This window comes from Hymenobacter psychrophilus (assembly GCF_900107135.1).
GTDB classification, from domain to species: domain Bacteria; phylum Bacteroidota; class Bacteroidia; order Cytophagales; family Hymenobacteraceae; genus Hymenobacter; species Hymenobacter psychrophilus.
Genome location: NZ_FNOV01000011.1, coordinates 140842 through 156524, shown reverse-complemented (window position 1 = coordinate 156524; position 15683 = coordinate 140842). Strand labels below are relative to the sequence as shown.

Genomic DNA, 15683 nt, shown 5'->3' with positions numbered 1-15683 from the left:
GTTCTTTAGCATAGAATGGTTAGCACGTGCCGGCTAGCAAAACCTGAGATTTGCTGCGACAGGGCGTATGGGAAGGCCCACACTTGCTGACGCGTAGTAGAGTCCGCTGATATTTTGACTCTATCCTAATCCTACTGCTGATTCAATCATATTCTCACAAATACAATATTCTTATAATAAGCAACTTAAGGCATGAATATAACGGTCAGGCGGCGGAGTCAGGGCGGTAGCGGTCGGCAAGGTGGCTGTCTTCGGCGCGGTGGCGGCGGTCAATCTCCTTTTGGGCCTCGGGGCTGGGTTGCCAGTCGGGACGGGGGTTGCGCTGGGTGAGCAGTTGCAGCTGGTGGCGCTGCTGCTCAGCTTCGGCGGCGGGGAGCAGGCCGTGCTTTTGGCGCTGGTTGATGAGGGTGAGGCGCTGGCGCAGGTGCTCGGCGTTGGGGTGGTCGGGCGGGATGCGGCGGCCGATGGAGGCCACCAGCTGGGGGGCGGCTTGCTGGAGCTGGGTGAGCGTGGCGGTGGCCTCGCCGGCAGACTGGGCTTTGCGGTCGAGGTGCTGGGTCTCGAGGTAGGTGGCTTTGCGCTGGAAGTACTCGGCTAACAGGGCGTAGATGCGCGAGACGTCGAGCGAGGCGAAGAACTTGTGGCCGCGGGTGCGGGCTTCTTTCAGGGCCAGGATGATGTCTTTGACGCTCTCGTGGGTGTAGGTGTGGGTGAGCGTGTCGGCCAGTTCGAGGACGTCGGCCGCGTCGGGCTTGTCTGTCACGCGCAGCGAGTCGAGGAAGGCGCGCAGGATAGGATGATGATGAGCAGCTTGACGAGCACGGTTTCGCCGAGCTGGCGGCGCAGCTGGAACAGCTTGGGCGCGGCGGCGGCCTGGGCCATCGTGAGGCCCACCAACAGCTCGGCCAGCAGGGCGCGGGCCTCGGGGTTGGGCGTGGCGGCCAGCTCACGCATCGTACTTGGAGCGGAAGCCAGTGCGAGCAAAGAGTGTTCCGGGGCCAGCGGTATTGTTGGCGTGCGGGTTGGGGGCGAGCTTGAGACGGTTATCGTGCGCATCGTTGAGCATGAATTGGGTGGCGGTTGCTTTCCAGTCGCGGCGGCGGGGCGGCTCGCCGTTCTTGCGCCAGTTGGCAACCTGGGCGTGGTAGAAGCGCAGGTCGGCCAGTTCGTAATCGGTGCCTGCGAAGGCGGCGGCAAAGTTCTCGTAGCTGGCCAGCGCGGACTCGGCGAAGGGGACTTCGGGGCGGTGGGGCTGGCCGCGTTTGGGGGGCGGGTTGGCGGCGGCTGTCTGGGCTTGGGCGGCGTCCCGGGTGGTGGCCCCTCCTACCCCCTTTTTCTTTCGCGCGCCCCGCTCTATTCGCGGCGTCTTTTTGGGGGCTGCCGTCTGGGCCTGGTCTGCGCCGTTTGGTGGGTTGGGCTCGTCGAGCAATTCCGCACTTGAAAGCCCTTCGCCTTCGAGCACTTCTAATTTTTTTTTTGCGCCACCACCACTCCCGTTTACTACTACACTGTTTAAACCTTTTGTTTTACTATATAAGGTGTCTTCGGGCACAAGTGCCCCCGATGAAGGCAGCATCGGGGGCACTTGTGCCTGAAGTGCTTGGGGCAGAACTGCCCCCGATGCGCCTTTTTCATGGCGGGCACTTGTGCCCCCGGTGGACGGGTTTATGGGGGGCAATTCTGCCTCCGATGGCAGGGCTTCATCGGGGGCACTTGTGCCCGTGGTGCCGGGGGGCATCGGGGGCACAAGTGCCGCTGGTGCGACAGGTTCATCGGGGGCAGAAGTGCCGGCGATGGCGGGCAACGACTGGGATAGGTCGGTGAGGAAGCAGCGGCTGCGGCCGTAGCGCGACTGGCTGGGCTGGTAGGCCAGCAGCTTCCAGGTGTCGAGGTCGTAAAGGGCAGCGCGGTAGGTGCGCTCGTTGCCGATGCGCGCAGCGCGCATGGTGGCGGGGTGGTACAGGTCGAGGCTGGCCGGGAAGCGGGCGGCATTCCAATCGAAGAACAGGGCCCAATACAGACTGACATGGTGGGGCCGGGCCTGAGCCTGGCGGCTCAGGTGCTCGTGGGCGGCGCGGGTGTGGGCCACGTAGTTCATGCATGCGCCGGCATAGGAATCAGCGGAACAAAGGGCTCGTCGATGGCCGTGAAGCCGGCGGCGGGCTCGAACAGGTCGAGTTGGCTGTCGGCAGTGCACTTGCCGCGCAGGGCCTCCTCCACTTCGGCCACAGCGGCCTGGACGGCCGTTTCGAGCAGGCCGGCGTAGGCGTAGGGCTCGAGCTCCTGGTCGAAGGCCACGTAGGGGCTGGTCAGGTTGAGCAGCTTGCCGCCGGCGAGCTGGCGCTGGCCGAGGAGCGTAACCCCGCTCCCACCGCCACCGAGGGTGAAGCCGGTGACAGTGAAGGGCGCGAGGTGGTCGGGCAGTGGGCTGGTGTCGTCGTCGGGCCAGAAGTCGGGCGTTTCGCGCAGCTGCTCGCAGAGCAAACACAGGTGGGGCACGAGCTGGGCCAAGCGGGCGAGCAGGTCGGGGTGCACGAGCTCCTGGCAGGTCAGGGCGAAGATGCGGGTCGGGGCTTGGTCGGTACGCTGTTCGGTGAATTCGCACTGCAGCTGCTGGTGCTTGACGCGTGCTTTTTGGATGCGTAGAATGGAGCGCGGGGCGGGCTCGTAGGCGGCCGGGCCGACCAGCGCGTGGTGGGGAGTGGGCATGGGATAAGGGAATTGAGGGCCGGGGTGGACTAAATGGAATAGTTGAAAGGGGACGGACGGTGGTAGCGCAGCGGATAGGCGTCGAGTACGGAGCGGCGGTAACCCCAATCCTTCTCGTTAAGGCGCACGCCCTGAATGCGGCCCACGCGCCGGGCGCGCCGGAGCGATTCGGCGCACAACCCGATATAGGCGGCGGCCTGCTCGGTGGGCAGGATTCGGTCGGGCGCGGCCGGAGCCGGCTGCAGGAGTTGGGTAACCTGTTGGGCCAGCTGCGCTACTTCGGCACGCAGTGCCAGCCACTCGGATTCGGAGATGAGCAGAACCGTTTGCATGGAGATGGGGATGAAAGGTGAAACCATCTCCGGCTAACGTTCAGGGGGCAGGCAAGCGCCTGGGCTCAGGCCGCCTCGCGGCTGGCCACGGGGGGCGGGTGGCGGGCAGGGCCGGCCGGTACCATCAGGCGGTGGTAGCGGCGCGGGTAGGCATCGAGCACGGAGCGGCGGAAGCCCCAATCCTTCTCGTTGAGGCGCACGCCCTGCAGGCGGCCGGCGCGGCGGGCCCGCAGCAGGGCATCAACCGACAGGCCGATGTAGACGGAGGCCTGGGCGGTGGTCAGCACTTCGTCGGGCGGCGACGGTGGGGCCTGGCGGGCGGCTTCGGCCTTTTCGAGCTTGTCGAGGCGGGCCAGGTGCTGCCGCCACTCCGTTTCGGGAATGATGATGACGGCTTGTATGGCTATTCGCTTAAAGCCTGACGGCGGGCATCAAGGTCGGCCCGCTGTTTTTTCTCGGCCGCCACGGCATCCAGCAGCGCGGCCTCGATGACGGCGTTATTGGCGCCGTTGCGCTGAATGGTGCTGTAGATGGTGCTGCGGGCAAAGGTGTGGCCCTGATCGACCAGAATCTGCTGGGCCTTGCCGACGATATCGGTCTTGTTGCCCAGCGACCTTATCAGGCCCTGGAGGGTGGGCGTTTCTGAAAAAGAATTCGGCATGTTTTCCATTATCTTACGCGTTTAGTACATTTGTATACATTACTATCGTAATTATCACATAAAGCGGTAATTATTCCGCGAAATGTGTAGCAATAAAGGCGCACAATAATGGAAACGACTGAGAATCAGAAGAAAAAACTTCCGGCCGGCGTGGATGGAGACACGGGTGCGCGCATCAAGCAACTCTTTGAGCATCACGGTATCACTACCTATGAGGCCAACCAGCGCATGGGCTACACGCGCACCAGCAAGCTCTACAAGGTGCTTTCCGGCGACGTGCGTCCCTCCTACGAAACGCTGGTCGATATCCTGTCTGAGTTTCCGGAAGTGTCGCCCGACTGGCTGCTAATGGGCAAGGGAGAAATGCAGCGGGCCCAGGTTGCCAAGCCGGCGGTCGGGCCAACGGGCGACAATACCCAGGTGCTGACGCTGACCATGGGCCTGGACGGAAAGCCTAATATTGAGCTGGTGCCTATTCTGGCCCAGGCGGGCTACTCGCTCCAGCACAACGAGGCAGTGTACTTGGAGGACCTGCCCAAGTACCGGATTCCGGGCTTTGAGCACGGCACGTTCCGGGCCTTCGAGGTGGCGGGCGATTCCATGGAGCCCACCATTCGCCACGCCGACGTGGTGCTGGTGTCGTGGGTGGAAAACCCGCGGCTGCTGGAACTGGGTGAGGTGTACGTGGTCGTGACGGATGAGAGCGTGATGCTCAAACGCATCAAGCAGCGCATCACCAGCGGGACGAAGGAAGTGATGCTGTTCTCAGACAATCCGCACCGCACGGCCTACGATATGGACGTGGCCGATATCCGCCAGTTGTGGCGGGTGCGCGGGTATGTGTCGCGCTATATCCCGAGCGCGCCGGACCTGACGGTTGAGCGGCTATGGAATATTATCGACGCGCTGGGCATTGACCGCAGCAAGGTGCAGCGGCATCTGGACGAAGATGCTACCTCTGACGCTACCCTATAAAATGAACAGCCGGCTACATAGCTGTAACCGGCTGTAAAGCAGATACTTGCCTGGCGTTCCGCGCCGTGCAATGAGCCCCGACAGGAGGCTCATGCTTGCACACCCGGAACGCCCGGAAACTTGCTTCTCGCACCGCGAAGGCATGTTTCCGGGTTTTTTGCGTTCGGTCTAATCCCGCTATAAGTCGCTGTAATCCCTGCTGCACGTCCCAGTAAATTCACTTCTTATGACCATTCAATTCCAGCACCAAACCGAGAACACCAATGAGGAAGGGAGTGCCGTCATCTACCCGGTGGCTCACTTTAACCAGAAACGCCTGCGCCTGAGTACGGGCGAAAAATGTCTGCCGGCGCAGTGGGGCGACCGGCGCCAGCAGTTCCGCCGCTCCTACCCTGGCTACCAGGAAGCCAATGAGCTGCTGGCGGCGCTGGCGCCCCGGTTGACGGAAGCCCACCGCCGGCAGCGGGCGGATGGCCTTACGCCCACCCCGGCCAGTCTGAAGGCGGCGCTAGCCCCGGCGGCGGCGCCTGTGGTGCGCGAGCACAACCTGATGGTGCTGATGAATGACTTTCGGGAGGTGCTGCGCGGGCGCGGGTACATGCGCGACACGCTGCGCCACTACCTGGTGGTAGGCAACTGGCTGCGCGACTTCGAGCAGCACCGGCGCCGGCCGCTGCTGCTCGAATCGTACTCGCTGGTGGAACACGACGCGCTGCTGCACTACCTGACGCTGACGCGGTGAACCACTGCCACGTTTAAGAGCCGGATTGGCATTATTTACGGATTTAACCTGGCGGGCACGGCCTATACATCCGACAAGCCCACGAGCCAGTTTAACAGCCTCTCGATGCTACAGCAGGATACGTCCTATATTCTCGACGCCCGGCTTTAAGCTACCGGGGGCTACGCTTGGTGGCCGCGGCCTTGTCTGCCCTTACCAATCCTCAGAGCCAATCAGTGGGTTTACGGTAACCGGAACAGCCCGGGCAGACGTACCTGCAGCTGCACGTGGTGCGCAACGAGGTGCCGGTTGCGGATGCCTGGCCGGACGGTTGGTATAGCTTGAAACCCATGATTCTGAGAGAGCCCGACCTTCTTGTGAGGGGTCGGGCTCTCTGCGTTCTTGGCGTAGGCGTATTACGACTGGCGGTATTAGGGGGCAGGTAGGCGTTAGTATCGGGCCGGCGTCCAATGGATGAGCTGCCCTTCAAATAGCGGACCGTAGTGGTAGTGAAACCAGTTCAGCAGCGCTTCCGAGTTGGGAAAGCCGTCGTGCTGGGCCAGCTGCTCTAACTCGGCCCCGAGGATGGGACGCTCGTCGATGAACAGGTGCTGGCCGTGGAGGATGCGCAGGTGCTGGATGCTGCTCACCGTATTGTCGGGATGAAATGTTTGTCCGGTGGCTTGGTCCGCGTTGAGGCAGAAGCTGATGAGTTGACCCGCCTGCCAGCGGTAGCCCCGGCGGATGGTGTGAATCTTGGTGCCGGCCTGAATCGGGGCCGCAAATGCGGGGTCGAAACCTAGTATCATTTGAGTGGCGGATTTTTGGCAAAACGCCTACCTACGGATGTTGGGCAGGCGTTGGCAAGGTACCACACCTGAAAATAGCAGCCTATACGCTCGGAGTATCTTCAATAGAATCATCCAGTGTCTGGCCAATGGCCGCGCCAAACGCCGTTTTTACGAAGGCAATGGCGTTGCCATGCTTGTTGTTCCAGCAGTAGCCGTCCTGGGGTGTTACCTCCACTACCGTAATGCGCGGGTCGTCTTCCCCCTCCGTGAACCATGCTTTCAAGATGGGAGCCAGAGCTCTTTGATACGGGCGCGGTCGGTGGAAATGGCAACCGTACCCACGACGCTCAGAAAATCGGAGTGCGCCGAACCCTGAAAGAGGAGCTGCACCCGAGGGTCTCGCTGAATATGCTGGTTCCTGTGGCTATCATTGGCGCTTATAGCGGTTTCGTGAACGGTGCAACCCGGCTAATGTAGAGATGCATATTTGCGACTTGTTGGCCGTACCGCCTGCACGATTTCGTTCAACGATGAGACGCGAATACGCGGCTCTACATACGGCCATGCTTTTCGCTCGTGAACAACCAACTACTTGGCTGGACTAGCCGCTGGAACTACAGCCGCCGGTACTTTGGCAGGAGCTGGCCGGGTGGCATCGGGCGTAGTGCCAGTACCCTGGCTGCCGCCGCCGTTCTCGTCGGTTTTCAGGTCGTTGTTCTGTACGCCCTTGTGAGAGCGGGGCTGCACGGTGAGCTTGCCGATACGGTAGCTGAAGTAGACTTTGAAGCTGGTCAGGTGCTGCACGCTGGTGCTGCGTTGGGTGAGCAAGGGGCTGGTAATCTCACTGCGAAGCGTGTTGCGGGGCGAAAAGAAGTTCTCGGCTCCCAGGCCCAGGCTGCCTTTCTTCTGGGCGAACTCATGCTTGAGGCTGAAGCTATAGAGCGCAAAGTTATTTTGGGACCCTTGCAGCTGCAGCTGCTGCCCCCGGTAAAAGCCAAATACCTGTAGTCCCCAGTTCCTGGGCAGGGCATAACTGCCATACAGCCGTCCGCCTACTACCAGGCCCGCGTTGCGGGCGCTATAAGCGGGGTCAGTTACTCGGTTGCGCAGCACGGCGTAGTACGCATCTACCCCGCCGTTAAGGCTGAACTTGCTCCCCACATCGAGGCTGACGAACGCGCTGCCGCCGTAGGCGCTTTCCTGCCCGATGTTGGCGTAGCTGACCAGGACCGCGCCGGGGTAGTTGACGTCCCCGAGCGGCGTCCGTACCGACTGAATGGAGCCGCTGGTCGTGCGCCCGAACGCGCTGAAGTTCAGGTTGGCCTGCTTCAATAAGGTGCTATACCCCAGCTCGTAGTTATTGGTGAACTCGGGGTGCAGCAGCGGGTTGCCCTGGGTCTGAATCAGCGGGTTGGCGGCCTGCAGATTGGGATTCAGGAACTGGAGCGACGGGCGCTGAATGCGCCGGTTATAAGCCAGGCGCAACGCATTGCCATTGGCCAGTTTGTAGAGCAGACTCCCACTGGGCACGAGGATGCCGTAGTTGGGAATGTCGCCGACCGGGCCGCTGCCGTAATCGGCCGTGATGCTGGTATACTCGTAGCGCAGGCCCGGTTTGAGGGTGAAATTTTTGGCCAGCGCCACGGTGTAGGCCAGGTAGGAGGATGCCACGTTTTGGTCATAGCGGAAAGAGTTGTCGGCCTGGGTGCGGGCCAGTTGGCCGTAATAGCTGTAGTCGCTACGCACGGTTCGCTTGATTTCTTTCACGCCCACTTCCAGCAGTTGATTCTCGCCGGTCGGGGTTTGATAGTCGGCCTGGACGGTTACTTCCTGGTTCGCACTCGGGTTATTGTTGCCCGCACTACCGATGGTGGTGGCGTCGCTGGCGGCGTAGATGTCGTTGTTGAAGTTGTAGGTGCGGTCGTTGAGGCTAAACAGGGCCAGGACGCTCAGCTCACGTTGGGCCCGTTCGTAGGTGTGGGTGTAGCTGAGGCTGGCGTCTACCGTGCCCGATTCGTCCGTCGTTTTCACGTTACGCTCGGAAGTGGCGGTACTCCCGGTTGTCAGGGGCGTGGTACCCGTGGCCAGCGCGTCCTGGTAGGTCGTGGCATTGCGCGTGCCGTAGGCCAGCGAAGCCGCCAGGAAATGGCGCGGGTTCAGCTCGTAGTCCCAGCCCAGGGTGTAGCGGCCAAAGAGTTGGTTCTGGCGCGTAGCCGCCGTTTGGGTGGTGCGGGTTTGCCGACCGGTCACCGGGTTGGTCGTTACCTGGTCGTTGGTGAAGCTACCCGGCGTATTATAGCCCGCCCGGCCAAAGCCCCCCAGCGCGAAGCCCATCTTGCCCGTGCGGTAGCCCCCGTTCAGATTCAACGTACCCGAGCGGGTCCCCCCACTACCGTCCAGGCTCAAACTGCCGCCGCGCAGCGTGTTCGTTTTGGTGACGATGTTAATGATACCGCCCGAGCCCTCGGCGTCATACTTGGCCGACGGCGACGTAATGACTTCCACCGCCTTAATCTGGTCGGCTGGAATCTGGCGCAGGCCATCGGCAATGCTGTTGGCGGTAATAGTGGAGGGCTTGTTGTTGATGAGCACCTTGATATTCTGGCTGCCCCGCACGCTCACGTTGCCATCGAGGTCCACGCTGAGCAACGGGACGCGCCGGAGAACATCCGTGGCATCGCCCCCGCGCGTTGTCTGGTCTTGCTCCGCATTATAAACGGTGCGGTCTACTTTTTCTTCAATCAAGGGTCGGCGGGCCGTCACTACCACTTCGCCCAGCGCTTGTGGGGCGGGTACCAGTGAGAGTGTGCCAAGCGCCACGGTGCCGCCGGCGGCAGGGATTACCAGTCCCGGCCGGACCAAATCCTGGTAACCCAGAAAACTAACGCGGAGCGTGTAAGTACCCGGTGCCAAGCCTGGCAGCACAAACTGCCCATCGTCGCCGCAAGTGCTGCCAGTGCCGGGGGCACCGGCTTCGGTGAGAACCGCGACGGAGGCGTAGGCCACGGCCTGGCCGGTAGCGCGATTAGTCACCGTGCCGGTTAGGCGGCCGGCCAGGTAGGCCGGCGCCTCCGTTAGAGCAGTCGTGCGGGCGGGCGCTTGCTGGCCGTGAGCAAGGGAAGTAGCACTACCCAAAGCCGTCGCGAGTATGGTGGCCACTGTGGTAGGATATAGGGTCATCGTAAGGCATCGGCTCCTAAGAGCGCAGGAAGCTATTGGAGGCTGTTGCTGGGTTGTTTCGGACTACTTTTTTACCGAGTTCAGCCCTGGCGCTATGTCCCACCGAGTGATGCTAAAGCCCTGCTGCAATAGGTTGAGCGCCCATAATCAGGGTAAGCAGTGAGCAGATGGATTCAGCAGCCCAAAGCAGGTACCGAAAGGAGATGGAGGCGCAACGCAGACGGGAAGAAGTAAAAAGCTGCCTTTAGGCAAGGAGGAAGGCATTTTACTCAACCTTACTCGCCATATGATCCAAACCTACTTGTTTTGAATTAGCGCGAAAACATTATTATACCAACGACGCATTTATCAACACCAACTTGCGTCTGGGACGAACAGCACCCCACGCACTCAGACTCTATTGAGCCGCTCAGAGCGCGGCCGGGGCCTTGTAAATACCTATTGGAGCCATTGATCAGGCAGCTACCTAAACCTGCTGCTGAGCAAAGCACCGGAGCAGCCGCCGGTACTTCTTACGGCCCTGGGTCATGGGGTGGGCATCGGCCGCTACCTCCGTGAGTCAGATGTCGTTGGGTACCCGTTTCTGCACGCCCCAGGCTTCCAGTGCCCGGTGGTTGAGGTGGGCCCAGACAATCAGTTCGTCGCACATGGCCCGAACTTCGGCTTCCCCGAAAGCATCAGCCCCTATTACCCGGCGGCAGGCCGGGTAATAGGGGCTGATATAGCCTGGCTGGCGCAGCGTGGTCTGCCGGCACGGCAGAGCTCCGCTGCAGCGGCCTCAGACTTTCACATCGTACCGGTCGAGCATCATCACCTTGTCCCACACCTTCACAAAGGCTTTCACAAAGCGCTTGTGGCCGTCGCTGCCGGCGTACACCTCCGCAACTGCTCGTAGCTGGCTGTTGGAGCCGAAGATCAGGTCTGAACGCGTTGCCGTAAAGCGCTGCTTGCCCGTCGTGCGGTCGTCGAGCGAGAAGCGCATGCCCTTCGCGTCCGTCTTCTTCCACTCAAAGTCCATGCTCGTAAGCACCGTGAAAAAGTCGTTGGTCAGCACGCCCACACGGTCGGTGAAAATGCCGTGCGCGGAGCCATCGTGGTTGGCATTCATGGCTTTCAGCCCCCCCATAAGCGCCACCCATTCCGGGGCGGTAAGCGAGAGAAGCTGCGCCTTATCGAGGAACAGATCCTCCGGCGCCGCGCCTTGCGCAATAGTGTCGAAATCCTTGTCGAGGTAGTTGCGGAACCCATCGGCCACCGGCTTCAACCACGTAAACATCTCAATGTCGGTCAGCTCCTGGGTCGTATCGCGGCGGCCCGGCGTAAACGGAACGGCCGTGGTGAAGCCCGCATCAGCCGCGGCCTTTTCGAGCGCGGCGCAACCGCCCAGCACAATCAGGTCGGCCAGCGACACCTTTTTGTCTGCTTTTTGCTCGTCGTTGAATTTGTCCATCACCGAGCGCAGGGCGGCAACCACTGGCACCGTACGGCGGTTAATCGCCCAGTCCTTCTGCGGGGCCAGCGCGAGGCGGCCCCCGTTGGCGCCGCCGCGCTTGTCGCTGCTGCGGTGCGTAACGGCCGCCGAAAAGGCGGTGTACACCAAGTCAGAAACCGACATGTCGGTTGCCATAATAGACTCCTTGAGGGCCGTGATATCGGCCGCGTCAATCATTTTATAGTCGGCCAGCGGGATGGGATCCTGCCAGAGCAAATCGTTTTCATTTACCTTCTCGGGGCCGAGGTACCGCTCCCGGGGGCCCATGTCGCGGTGGGTTAGCTTGTACCAGGCCTTGGAAAAGGCCTGAGTGAAGGCATCGAAATCACCCAGAAACTTCTCGCAGACCTTGCGGTATTCGGGGTCTACCTTCAGGGCAATATCGGTGGTCATCATCATCAGCGCGTTCATCTGGCCTTCGATGTGGGCGTCGGGCGTCTTGGGGGCGTTCGGGTCGGTCGGGGTCCATTGCAGCGCGCCGGCCGGGCTCTTGGTCTGCTCCCATTCAAATTTGAACAGGTTGGTCAGGTAGTCGTTGTCCCACTGGGTGGGGTTGGGTGTCCAGCTGCCCTCAATGCCGTTGGTCATGGTGTCCTCGGCGTTGCCTTTGCCTCTGGGGTTGTGCCAGCCAAAGCCCATAGCTTCCATGGGCGCAATTTCGGGCGGCATGCCAATTTCGGCTGCCGGCACCATGCCGTGGCTCTTACCGAAGGCGTGGCCGCCGGCAATCAGGGCCACGGTTTCCTCGTTGTTCATGGCCATGCGGGTGAAGGTCACGCGAATGTCGCGCGCCGAGCCCATCGGGTCGCCGTTGGCGTAGGGGCCTTCGGGGTTCACATAAATAAGGGCCTGGTGTGAGGCCGCCAGCGGGTTTTCGAGGTCGTAGTCCGCATCACCGTTTTGGCCGCGCCACCGCTTATCACGGTTCACCATGCTATCGGGCGAGTCCGCTTTCTGGAGGTCGTGCACCACCTCGGGCCCCCAGTACGTGCTGTTGTCCACTTCCCAGGCATCGTGGCGGCCACCGGCAAAACCATAGGTGGGGAAGCCCATAATTTCCAGGGCGCAGTTGCCGGTCAGCACAATAAGGTCGGCCCAGGAAAGGGAGCTGCCATACTTCTGCTTGATGGGCCAGATGAGCCGGCGCGACTTGTCGGTGTTGCCGTTGTCCCACCAGCTGTCGATGGGGGCAAAGCGCTGCAGCGCCTCGCCGGCACCCCCGCGGCCGTCGGCAATGCGGTAGGTACCGGCCGAGTGCCAGGACATCCGGATCATCTGCGGGCCATAGTTGTTGTAGTCGGAAGGCCACCACGCCACCGAAGTGGTCAGAAAGGTCTTGATTTCCTGCTTCAGCGCCTCCAGATCGAGGGCATTGAACGCTTCGGCATAGTTGAAATCTTCGCCCAGCGGATTAGCGCTCGGGCCGTTTTGGTGCAGCTGCTCCACTTTCAGCCGGTTGGGATACCAATCGGAGAGAGCGGGCGGCGTACCTACCGCACCGCCAATCCGGTCGCCACCGAAGGGGCATTTGCCGGTCATTTCGAACGTGTCGGTGTTGGTCTTGTCGTTGCCCTTGTCGTGCATGTCTTTCATATGATCTATGGTAGGGTAGTTTTGCCTGAATTTTTTGGACTTGGATAAACTGCCGGGTGCTTGCACTTACCCGTCGTGCGGCAAACATAGCCGCCCTGAAAGAGTGCGTGTACGCAGTATGTGCGGGATAAGATTGAAGTTGCTCGCAAGAGGCCTCCTGCCCTACTCCCCCAGGGCTGGATAGCGCGCGCGGCTTTCAGTGTACTGTTGTAAAGTGCCCGAGTTGTATACTAACCCGATAGCAGGCAACTGGTTCATTATTTATGCGCTCGTCTATCAGTAGTCAACTGGCCCTCCCACCTGTCTGGCATCGGGTTGAAGGCTGCGCACTGCCTGCCCGGGCGTTTTCCGCCACGTAAACAAGCGCCGCATAACCTTGGTTGGTCCTTTTGCCGTTATGCCAGCATTGCTGAATATTCCCGTGCCCGAAACACTTGAAACTGCCAGTTCTTCCGCTAACCCTGCCATTCCCCGGGGAAAGCCAGCGCCGCCGTCCCGCCATTGGGGCCGCTGGTTGTTGCTGGCTATGCTGGCTCTGCTGGTGGCATTGGTGTTCATGGCCCCGCATTACCTCGACCCCTGGCTGCACAAAAAGCTGGAACAGCAGGTAACGGCCCAAACCCACGGCCAGTATCGGCTGCAGGTGGGCGAGCTGCGCACCAACCTATGGCAGCGTGCGGTCCGGCTCACTCGCCTGCGCCTGCGCCCCGCTGCCACGCTGGCCGACACGCTGCCCCGCGTGCGCGTCGACGTAGCCCAGCTCAACGTCACTGGTATCGGGCTGCTGGCCCTGCTGCGCAAAGGCGTGGTGCCCATCGACAGCATTGTAGTCCAATCGGCCCATATTGAGGTGCTGGCGCTGGCGAAGAGGCCTGGCAGAAACGCCAATAAACCGTTGCACGAGCGGTTGCCACTCCGCCTCGAAGGCTTTGCGATTGAGTATCTGGGGCTGCGGCATACGCGGGGTACTTACCTGCCTGGCAAGGAGCTGGCCGCCCGCTTTAAGCGGGCCGACCTCAGCGCGCACCAACTGCTTGTCAGCCCGGCCGGGGCCACCGATACCCAGCGTCTTGGCTACGCCGCCGCCTGGAGCCTGCACTTGCAGCAGGCCCAAGCCCAGGCGATGGGCCACCATTTGGCCCTGGCCGGCGCCCGCCTTGCAACTACCGGTAAGCTGCTACAACTCGACTCGCTTCACATTCAGCCCCAGGGGCCGCGCCAGGCAGACCAGGCGCAAGTTGAGCTGGCGCTGCAACGCGTACGCCTGACTGGCTTCGATGCGGCGGCTGTATGGCACCGGCACCACTTCCGGGCCGACTCGTTGCGCCTGCAAACCCCAACGCTCACGGCTCAGCTTCCGAATCAGGCATCCGCAACTGCCCCGCCCCCCGCCCTGGCTTACCTGCGCAGGCTGGATCTGGCGCACCTGCAAGTTGATAATGGTGCTGTGCGCATATCCGGAAAGGCGCAGGCGTTGGAAATCAATGAAATAGTGCTGGCCGGTACGCGCCTGCAGTACGATTCGGCCGCGGCCCCGGATGGCCGCCAGGTACTGTTTGCCAAAAGCTGGGACGTGGCCCTGGGCCGGAGCCGGGCCACCGTGGCCGCTCATGCGCTGAGCCTGGCCAGTTTACGGCTCTCGACGCAGGCCAGAACGTTGGCCCTGCGTTCGGTGCAGATTCGGCCGCCGGCACCTGGGCAGGGTAAGCGCGGCGCGGTACGCGTCGGGCTGACTATGCCCAGCCTGGCCATTGCCGGCCTCGATGCGGCGGCGCTGCAGCACCAGCGGCGTTTTCAGGCCGGCACCGTAACCATTCGCGATACCAAGCTCAACTTTACCCCGCCCACCCAGCCGCCGCCGCCGGTCTGGAAGCTGCTGTCGGGGTTGGTGCGGCGTTCCGACCTGAACCGGTTGGTAGTGAAAAACGCCGACCTGCAGATTGGGGGCCTGCGCCATTCACCACAGATTTACGGTCTTAACCTCATCGGCTCCTCGATCCGCATCGACTCGCTGGCCGCCCAAACGCCCGCCCGAATTGCCTACGCCAGATCGTGGCGGGCCAACTCCGGCTTGGTCACGGCGCCCTTCGACCCGCCCTACTACCGGGCCGCCAGCCAAAACATGCGCCTCGATACCGATGCCCGGACCCTGGTTTTCACCGGCCTGTCGCTCACGCCTGCTTACTCTCCGGTGGGCATGAACCGGCACAAAGGCTATCAGGCACCGGCTATTTCCATCAAGCTCCGCTCGCTAACAGCCAGCGGCCTCGACTTTAGCGCCCTGGTGCGCCGCACCGATTTCCGCATCGCCCGCATCACGCTGCAGAGCCCGGTTGTGCGCATCGCCTCGGACGGCCGCGGGCCGATCAACCCAAACTACTCGAAGATTTCGCCCGAAGAGATGCGCAAACTGCCCGTGCTCGTTGATGTCCGGCAGCTGGACATCAGGAATGGCAACCTGTATTCGAGCTACCGCAGCCCGCTCACGCCCATCATCGGAACGATGAGCATCAACCGCTTCGATGGCCGCTTTTACAACCTGAGCAACGACCCCAGGCGCCAGACTGCCGCCACCCCGCTCACCGGCAAAGCCACGACTTACCTCCAAAACCGCTGCCGGCTCGACGCGCAGGTTTCCATGTACCTGCTCGACCCCCTGGGCCGCCATCGGGTATGGGGCGCGTTTGGCCCCGGCCCGTTCGCCATGCTCAATGCCATGACGGTGCCCACCCGGCTGGTCAAGTTCAAGCGCGGCAACGTGCGCCGCCTGCGTTTCGACCTGCACGCGGACCGCCAACGCGTGGGCGGCACGACCTGGACCGAATACTCGGGCCTGCAGATGACGCTGCTCAGGTTTGATAAAGAAGAAGCTGAAATTGAAAAGTCGCTGCTCACCCGCGTTAAATCCAAGCTGGCGAACTTTGTGGTTGTGCGCGACCAGAACCCCCGGAAACGGGGAAAGCTCCAGACCGGCGACATGAGCTCTACCCGCGAGCCGCGCTTTTCTGTGTTCACGCTATGGCGCCAGGGCATGGTGAGCGGCCTGTTCAACAATGTGGGTGTTCCCCAGAAACTGGCGCAAAAGCTCAGCGAGAGTCAAGACGAAGCCCCGCTCCCCCAATAGCCTGCTGCGGTACGTGCTTTTCGTTTTATTGCCAGGGAAGTTTAACCGCCTCGTCAACTGCCTGACTTTCAACTTGGCATGACCTATCCGGTGCGCACCCACCGG

At 61.8% G+C, this 15683-nt stretch carries 13 protein-coding genes and 1 pseudogene; 3 read left to right on the top strand and 11 right to left on the bottom strand.

What is annotated here, in order from left to right:
• Positions 1-205: 205 nt before the first annotated feature.
• From BLW21_RS16640 to BLW21_RS16615, 7 genes are all read right to left on the bottom strand, one after another.
• Entirely contained in the window at positions 206-763 is a 558-nt protein-coding gene (locus tag BLW21_RS16640) for a hypothetical protein (protein ID WP_245711937.1), read from the bottom strand.
• The gene (locus tag BLW21_RS21885; RefSeq protein WP_245711936.1) at positions 760-954 is read right to left on the bottom strand and encodes a hypothetical protein; all 195 of its coding nucleotides are present in this window, start codon (positions 952-954) and stop codon (positions 760-762) included. Before BLW21_RS21885 ends, BLW21_RS16640 begins: the two co-directional genes overlap by 4 nt.
• A complete protein-coding gene (locus BLW21_RS16635) occupies positions 947-2098 on the bottom strand; it encodes a hypothetical protein (protein ID WP_092742092.1) in 1152 nt (383 codons plus the stop codon). Before BLW21_RS16635 ends, BLW21_RS21885 begins: the two co-directional genes overlap by 8 nt.
• A complete protein-coding gene (locus BLW21_RS16630; protein WP_092742090.1) occupies positions 2095-2709 on the bottom strand; it encodes a hypothetical protein in 615 nt (204 codons plus the stop codon). Before BLW21_RS16630 ends, BLW21_RS16635 begins: the two co-directional genes overlap by 4 nt.
• Before the next feature lie 29 nt (positions 2710-2738).
• Positions 2739-3041 carry a DNA-binding protein gene (locus tag BLW21_RS16625; protein ID WP_092742088.1) on the bottom strand — a complete coding sequence of 101 codons (303 nt, stop codon included), beginning with the start codon at positions 3039-3041 and terminating at the stop codon, positions 2739-2741.
• 65 nt (positions 3042-3106) lie between these two features.
• Positions 3107-3328 carry a helix-turn-helix domain-containing protein gene (locus BLW21_RS16620; RefSeq protein ID WP_245711935.1) on the bottom strand — a complete coding sequence of 74 codons (222 nt, stop codon included), beginning with the start codon at positions 3326-3328 and terminating at the stop codon, positions 3107-3109.
• 116 nt (positions 3329-3444) lie between these two features.
• Positions 3445-3702 carry a hypothetical protein gene (locus tag BLW21_RS16615; protein ID WP_139255264.1) on the bottom strand — a complete coding sequence of 86 codons (258 nt, stop codon included), beginning with the start codon at positions 3700-3702 and terminating at the stop codon, positions 3445-3447.
• Between the two features lie 108 nt (positions 3703-3810).
• On the opposite strand from BLW21_RS16615, the gene BLW21_RS16610 reads away from it, so the two are divergent.
• Together BLW21_RS16610 and BLW21_RS16605 are read left to right on the top strand one after the other, a co-directional pair.
• The gene (locus BLW21_RS16610; protein WP_092742082.1) at positions 3811-4677 is read left to right on the top strand and encodes a S24 family peptidase; all 867 of its coding nucleotides are present in this window, start codon (positions 3811-3813) and stop codon (positions 4675-4677) included.
• A gap of 226 nt (positions 4678-4903) precedes the next feature.
• Entirely contained in the window at positions 4904-5419 is a 516-nt protein-coding gene (locus BLW21_RS16605; protein WP_175471015.1) for a hypothetical protein, read from the top strand.
• A 428-nt stretch (positions 5420-5847) separates the two neighbouring features.
• On the opposite strand, the gene BLW21_RS16600 is transcribed toward BLW21_RS16605, so the two are convergent.
• From BLW21_RS16600 to katG, 4 genes and pseudogenes are all read right to left on the bottom strand, one after another.
• Positions 5848-6207, bottom strand: coding sequence for a hypothetical protein (locus BLW21_RS16600; RefSeq protein WP_092742080.1), 360 nt, complete (start codon positions 6205-6207; stop codon positions 5848-5850).
• A gap of 82 nt (positions 6208-6289) precedes the next feature.
• Positions 6290-6579 (bottom strand): annotated as a pseudogene (locus BLW21_RS16595) (pyridoxamine 5'-phosphate oxidase family protein).
• Between the two features lie 198 nt (positions 6580-6777).
• Positions 6778-9348, bottom strand: a complete 2571-nt coding sequence (locus BLW21_RS16590) for a TonB-dependent receptor domain-containing protein (protein ID WP_245711934.1) — start codon at positions 9346-9348, stop codon at positions 6778-6780.
• Positions 9349-10147: 799 nt separating this feature from the next.
• Positions 10148-12454: a catalase/peroxidase HPI gene (gene katG / locus BLW21_RS16585; protein ID WP_245711933.1), complete on the bottom strand. Its 2307-nt coding sequence runs from the start codon at positions 12452-12454 to the stop codon at positions 10148-10150.
• A 526-nt stretch (positions 12455-12980) separates the two neighbouring features.
• On the opposite strand from katG, the gene BLW21_RS16580 reads away from it, so the two are divergent.
• On the top strand, positions 12981-15578 hold the full coding sequence (locus tag BLW21_RS16580) for an AsmA family protein (RefSeq protein WP_092742076.1): 2598 nt from the start codon (positions 12981-12983) through the stop codon (positions 15576-15578).
• Positions 15579-15683 lie beyond the last annotated feature (105 nt).

Coding starts and splice junctions, on each gene's coding strand:
- BLW21_RS16615 (WP_139255264.1), bottom strand. CDS start 3,702: ATGCCGAATTCTTTTTCAGAAACGCCCACCCTCCAGGGCCTGATAAGG.
- BLW21_RS16635 (WP_092742092.1), bottom strand. CDS start 2,098: ATGAACTACGTGGCCCACACCCGCGCCGCCCACGAGCACCTGAGCCGC.
- BLW21_RS16605 (WP_175471015.1), top strand. CDS start 4,904: ATGACCATTCAATTCCAGCACCAAACCGAGAACACCAATGAGGAAGGG.
- BLW21_RS16580 (WP_092742076.1), top strand. CDS start 12,981: ATGCTGGCTCTGCTGGTGGCATTGGTGTTCATGGCCCCGCATTACCTC.
- BLW21_RS16625 (WP_092742088.1), bottom strand. CDS start 3,041: ATGCAAACGGTTCTGCTCATCTCCGAATCCGAGTGGCTGGCACTGCGT.
- BLW21_RS16610 (WP_092742082.1), top strand. CDS start 3,811: ATGGAAACGACTGAGAATCAGAAGAAAAAACTTCCGGCCGGCGTGGAT.
- BLW21_RS16630 (WP_092742090.1), bottom strand. CDS start 2,709: ATGCCCACTCCCCACCACGCGCTGGTCGGCCCGGCCGCCTACGAGCCC.
- katG (WP_245711933.1), bottom strand. CDS start 12,454: ATGAAAGACATGCACGACAAGGGCAACGACAAGACCAACACCGACACG.
- BLW21_RS16600 (WP_092742080.1), bottom strand. CDS start 6,207: ATGATACTAGGTTTCGACCCCGCATTTGCGGCCCCGATTCAGGCCGGC.
- BLW21_RS21885 (WP_245711936.1), bottom strand. CDS start 954: ATGCGTGAGCTGGCCGCCACGCCCAACCCCGAGGCCCGCGCCCTGCTG.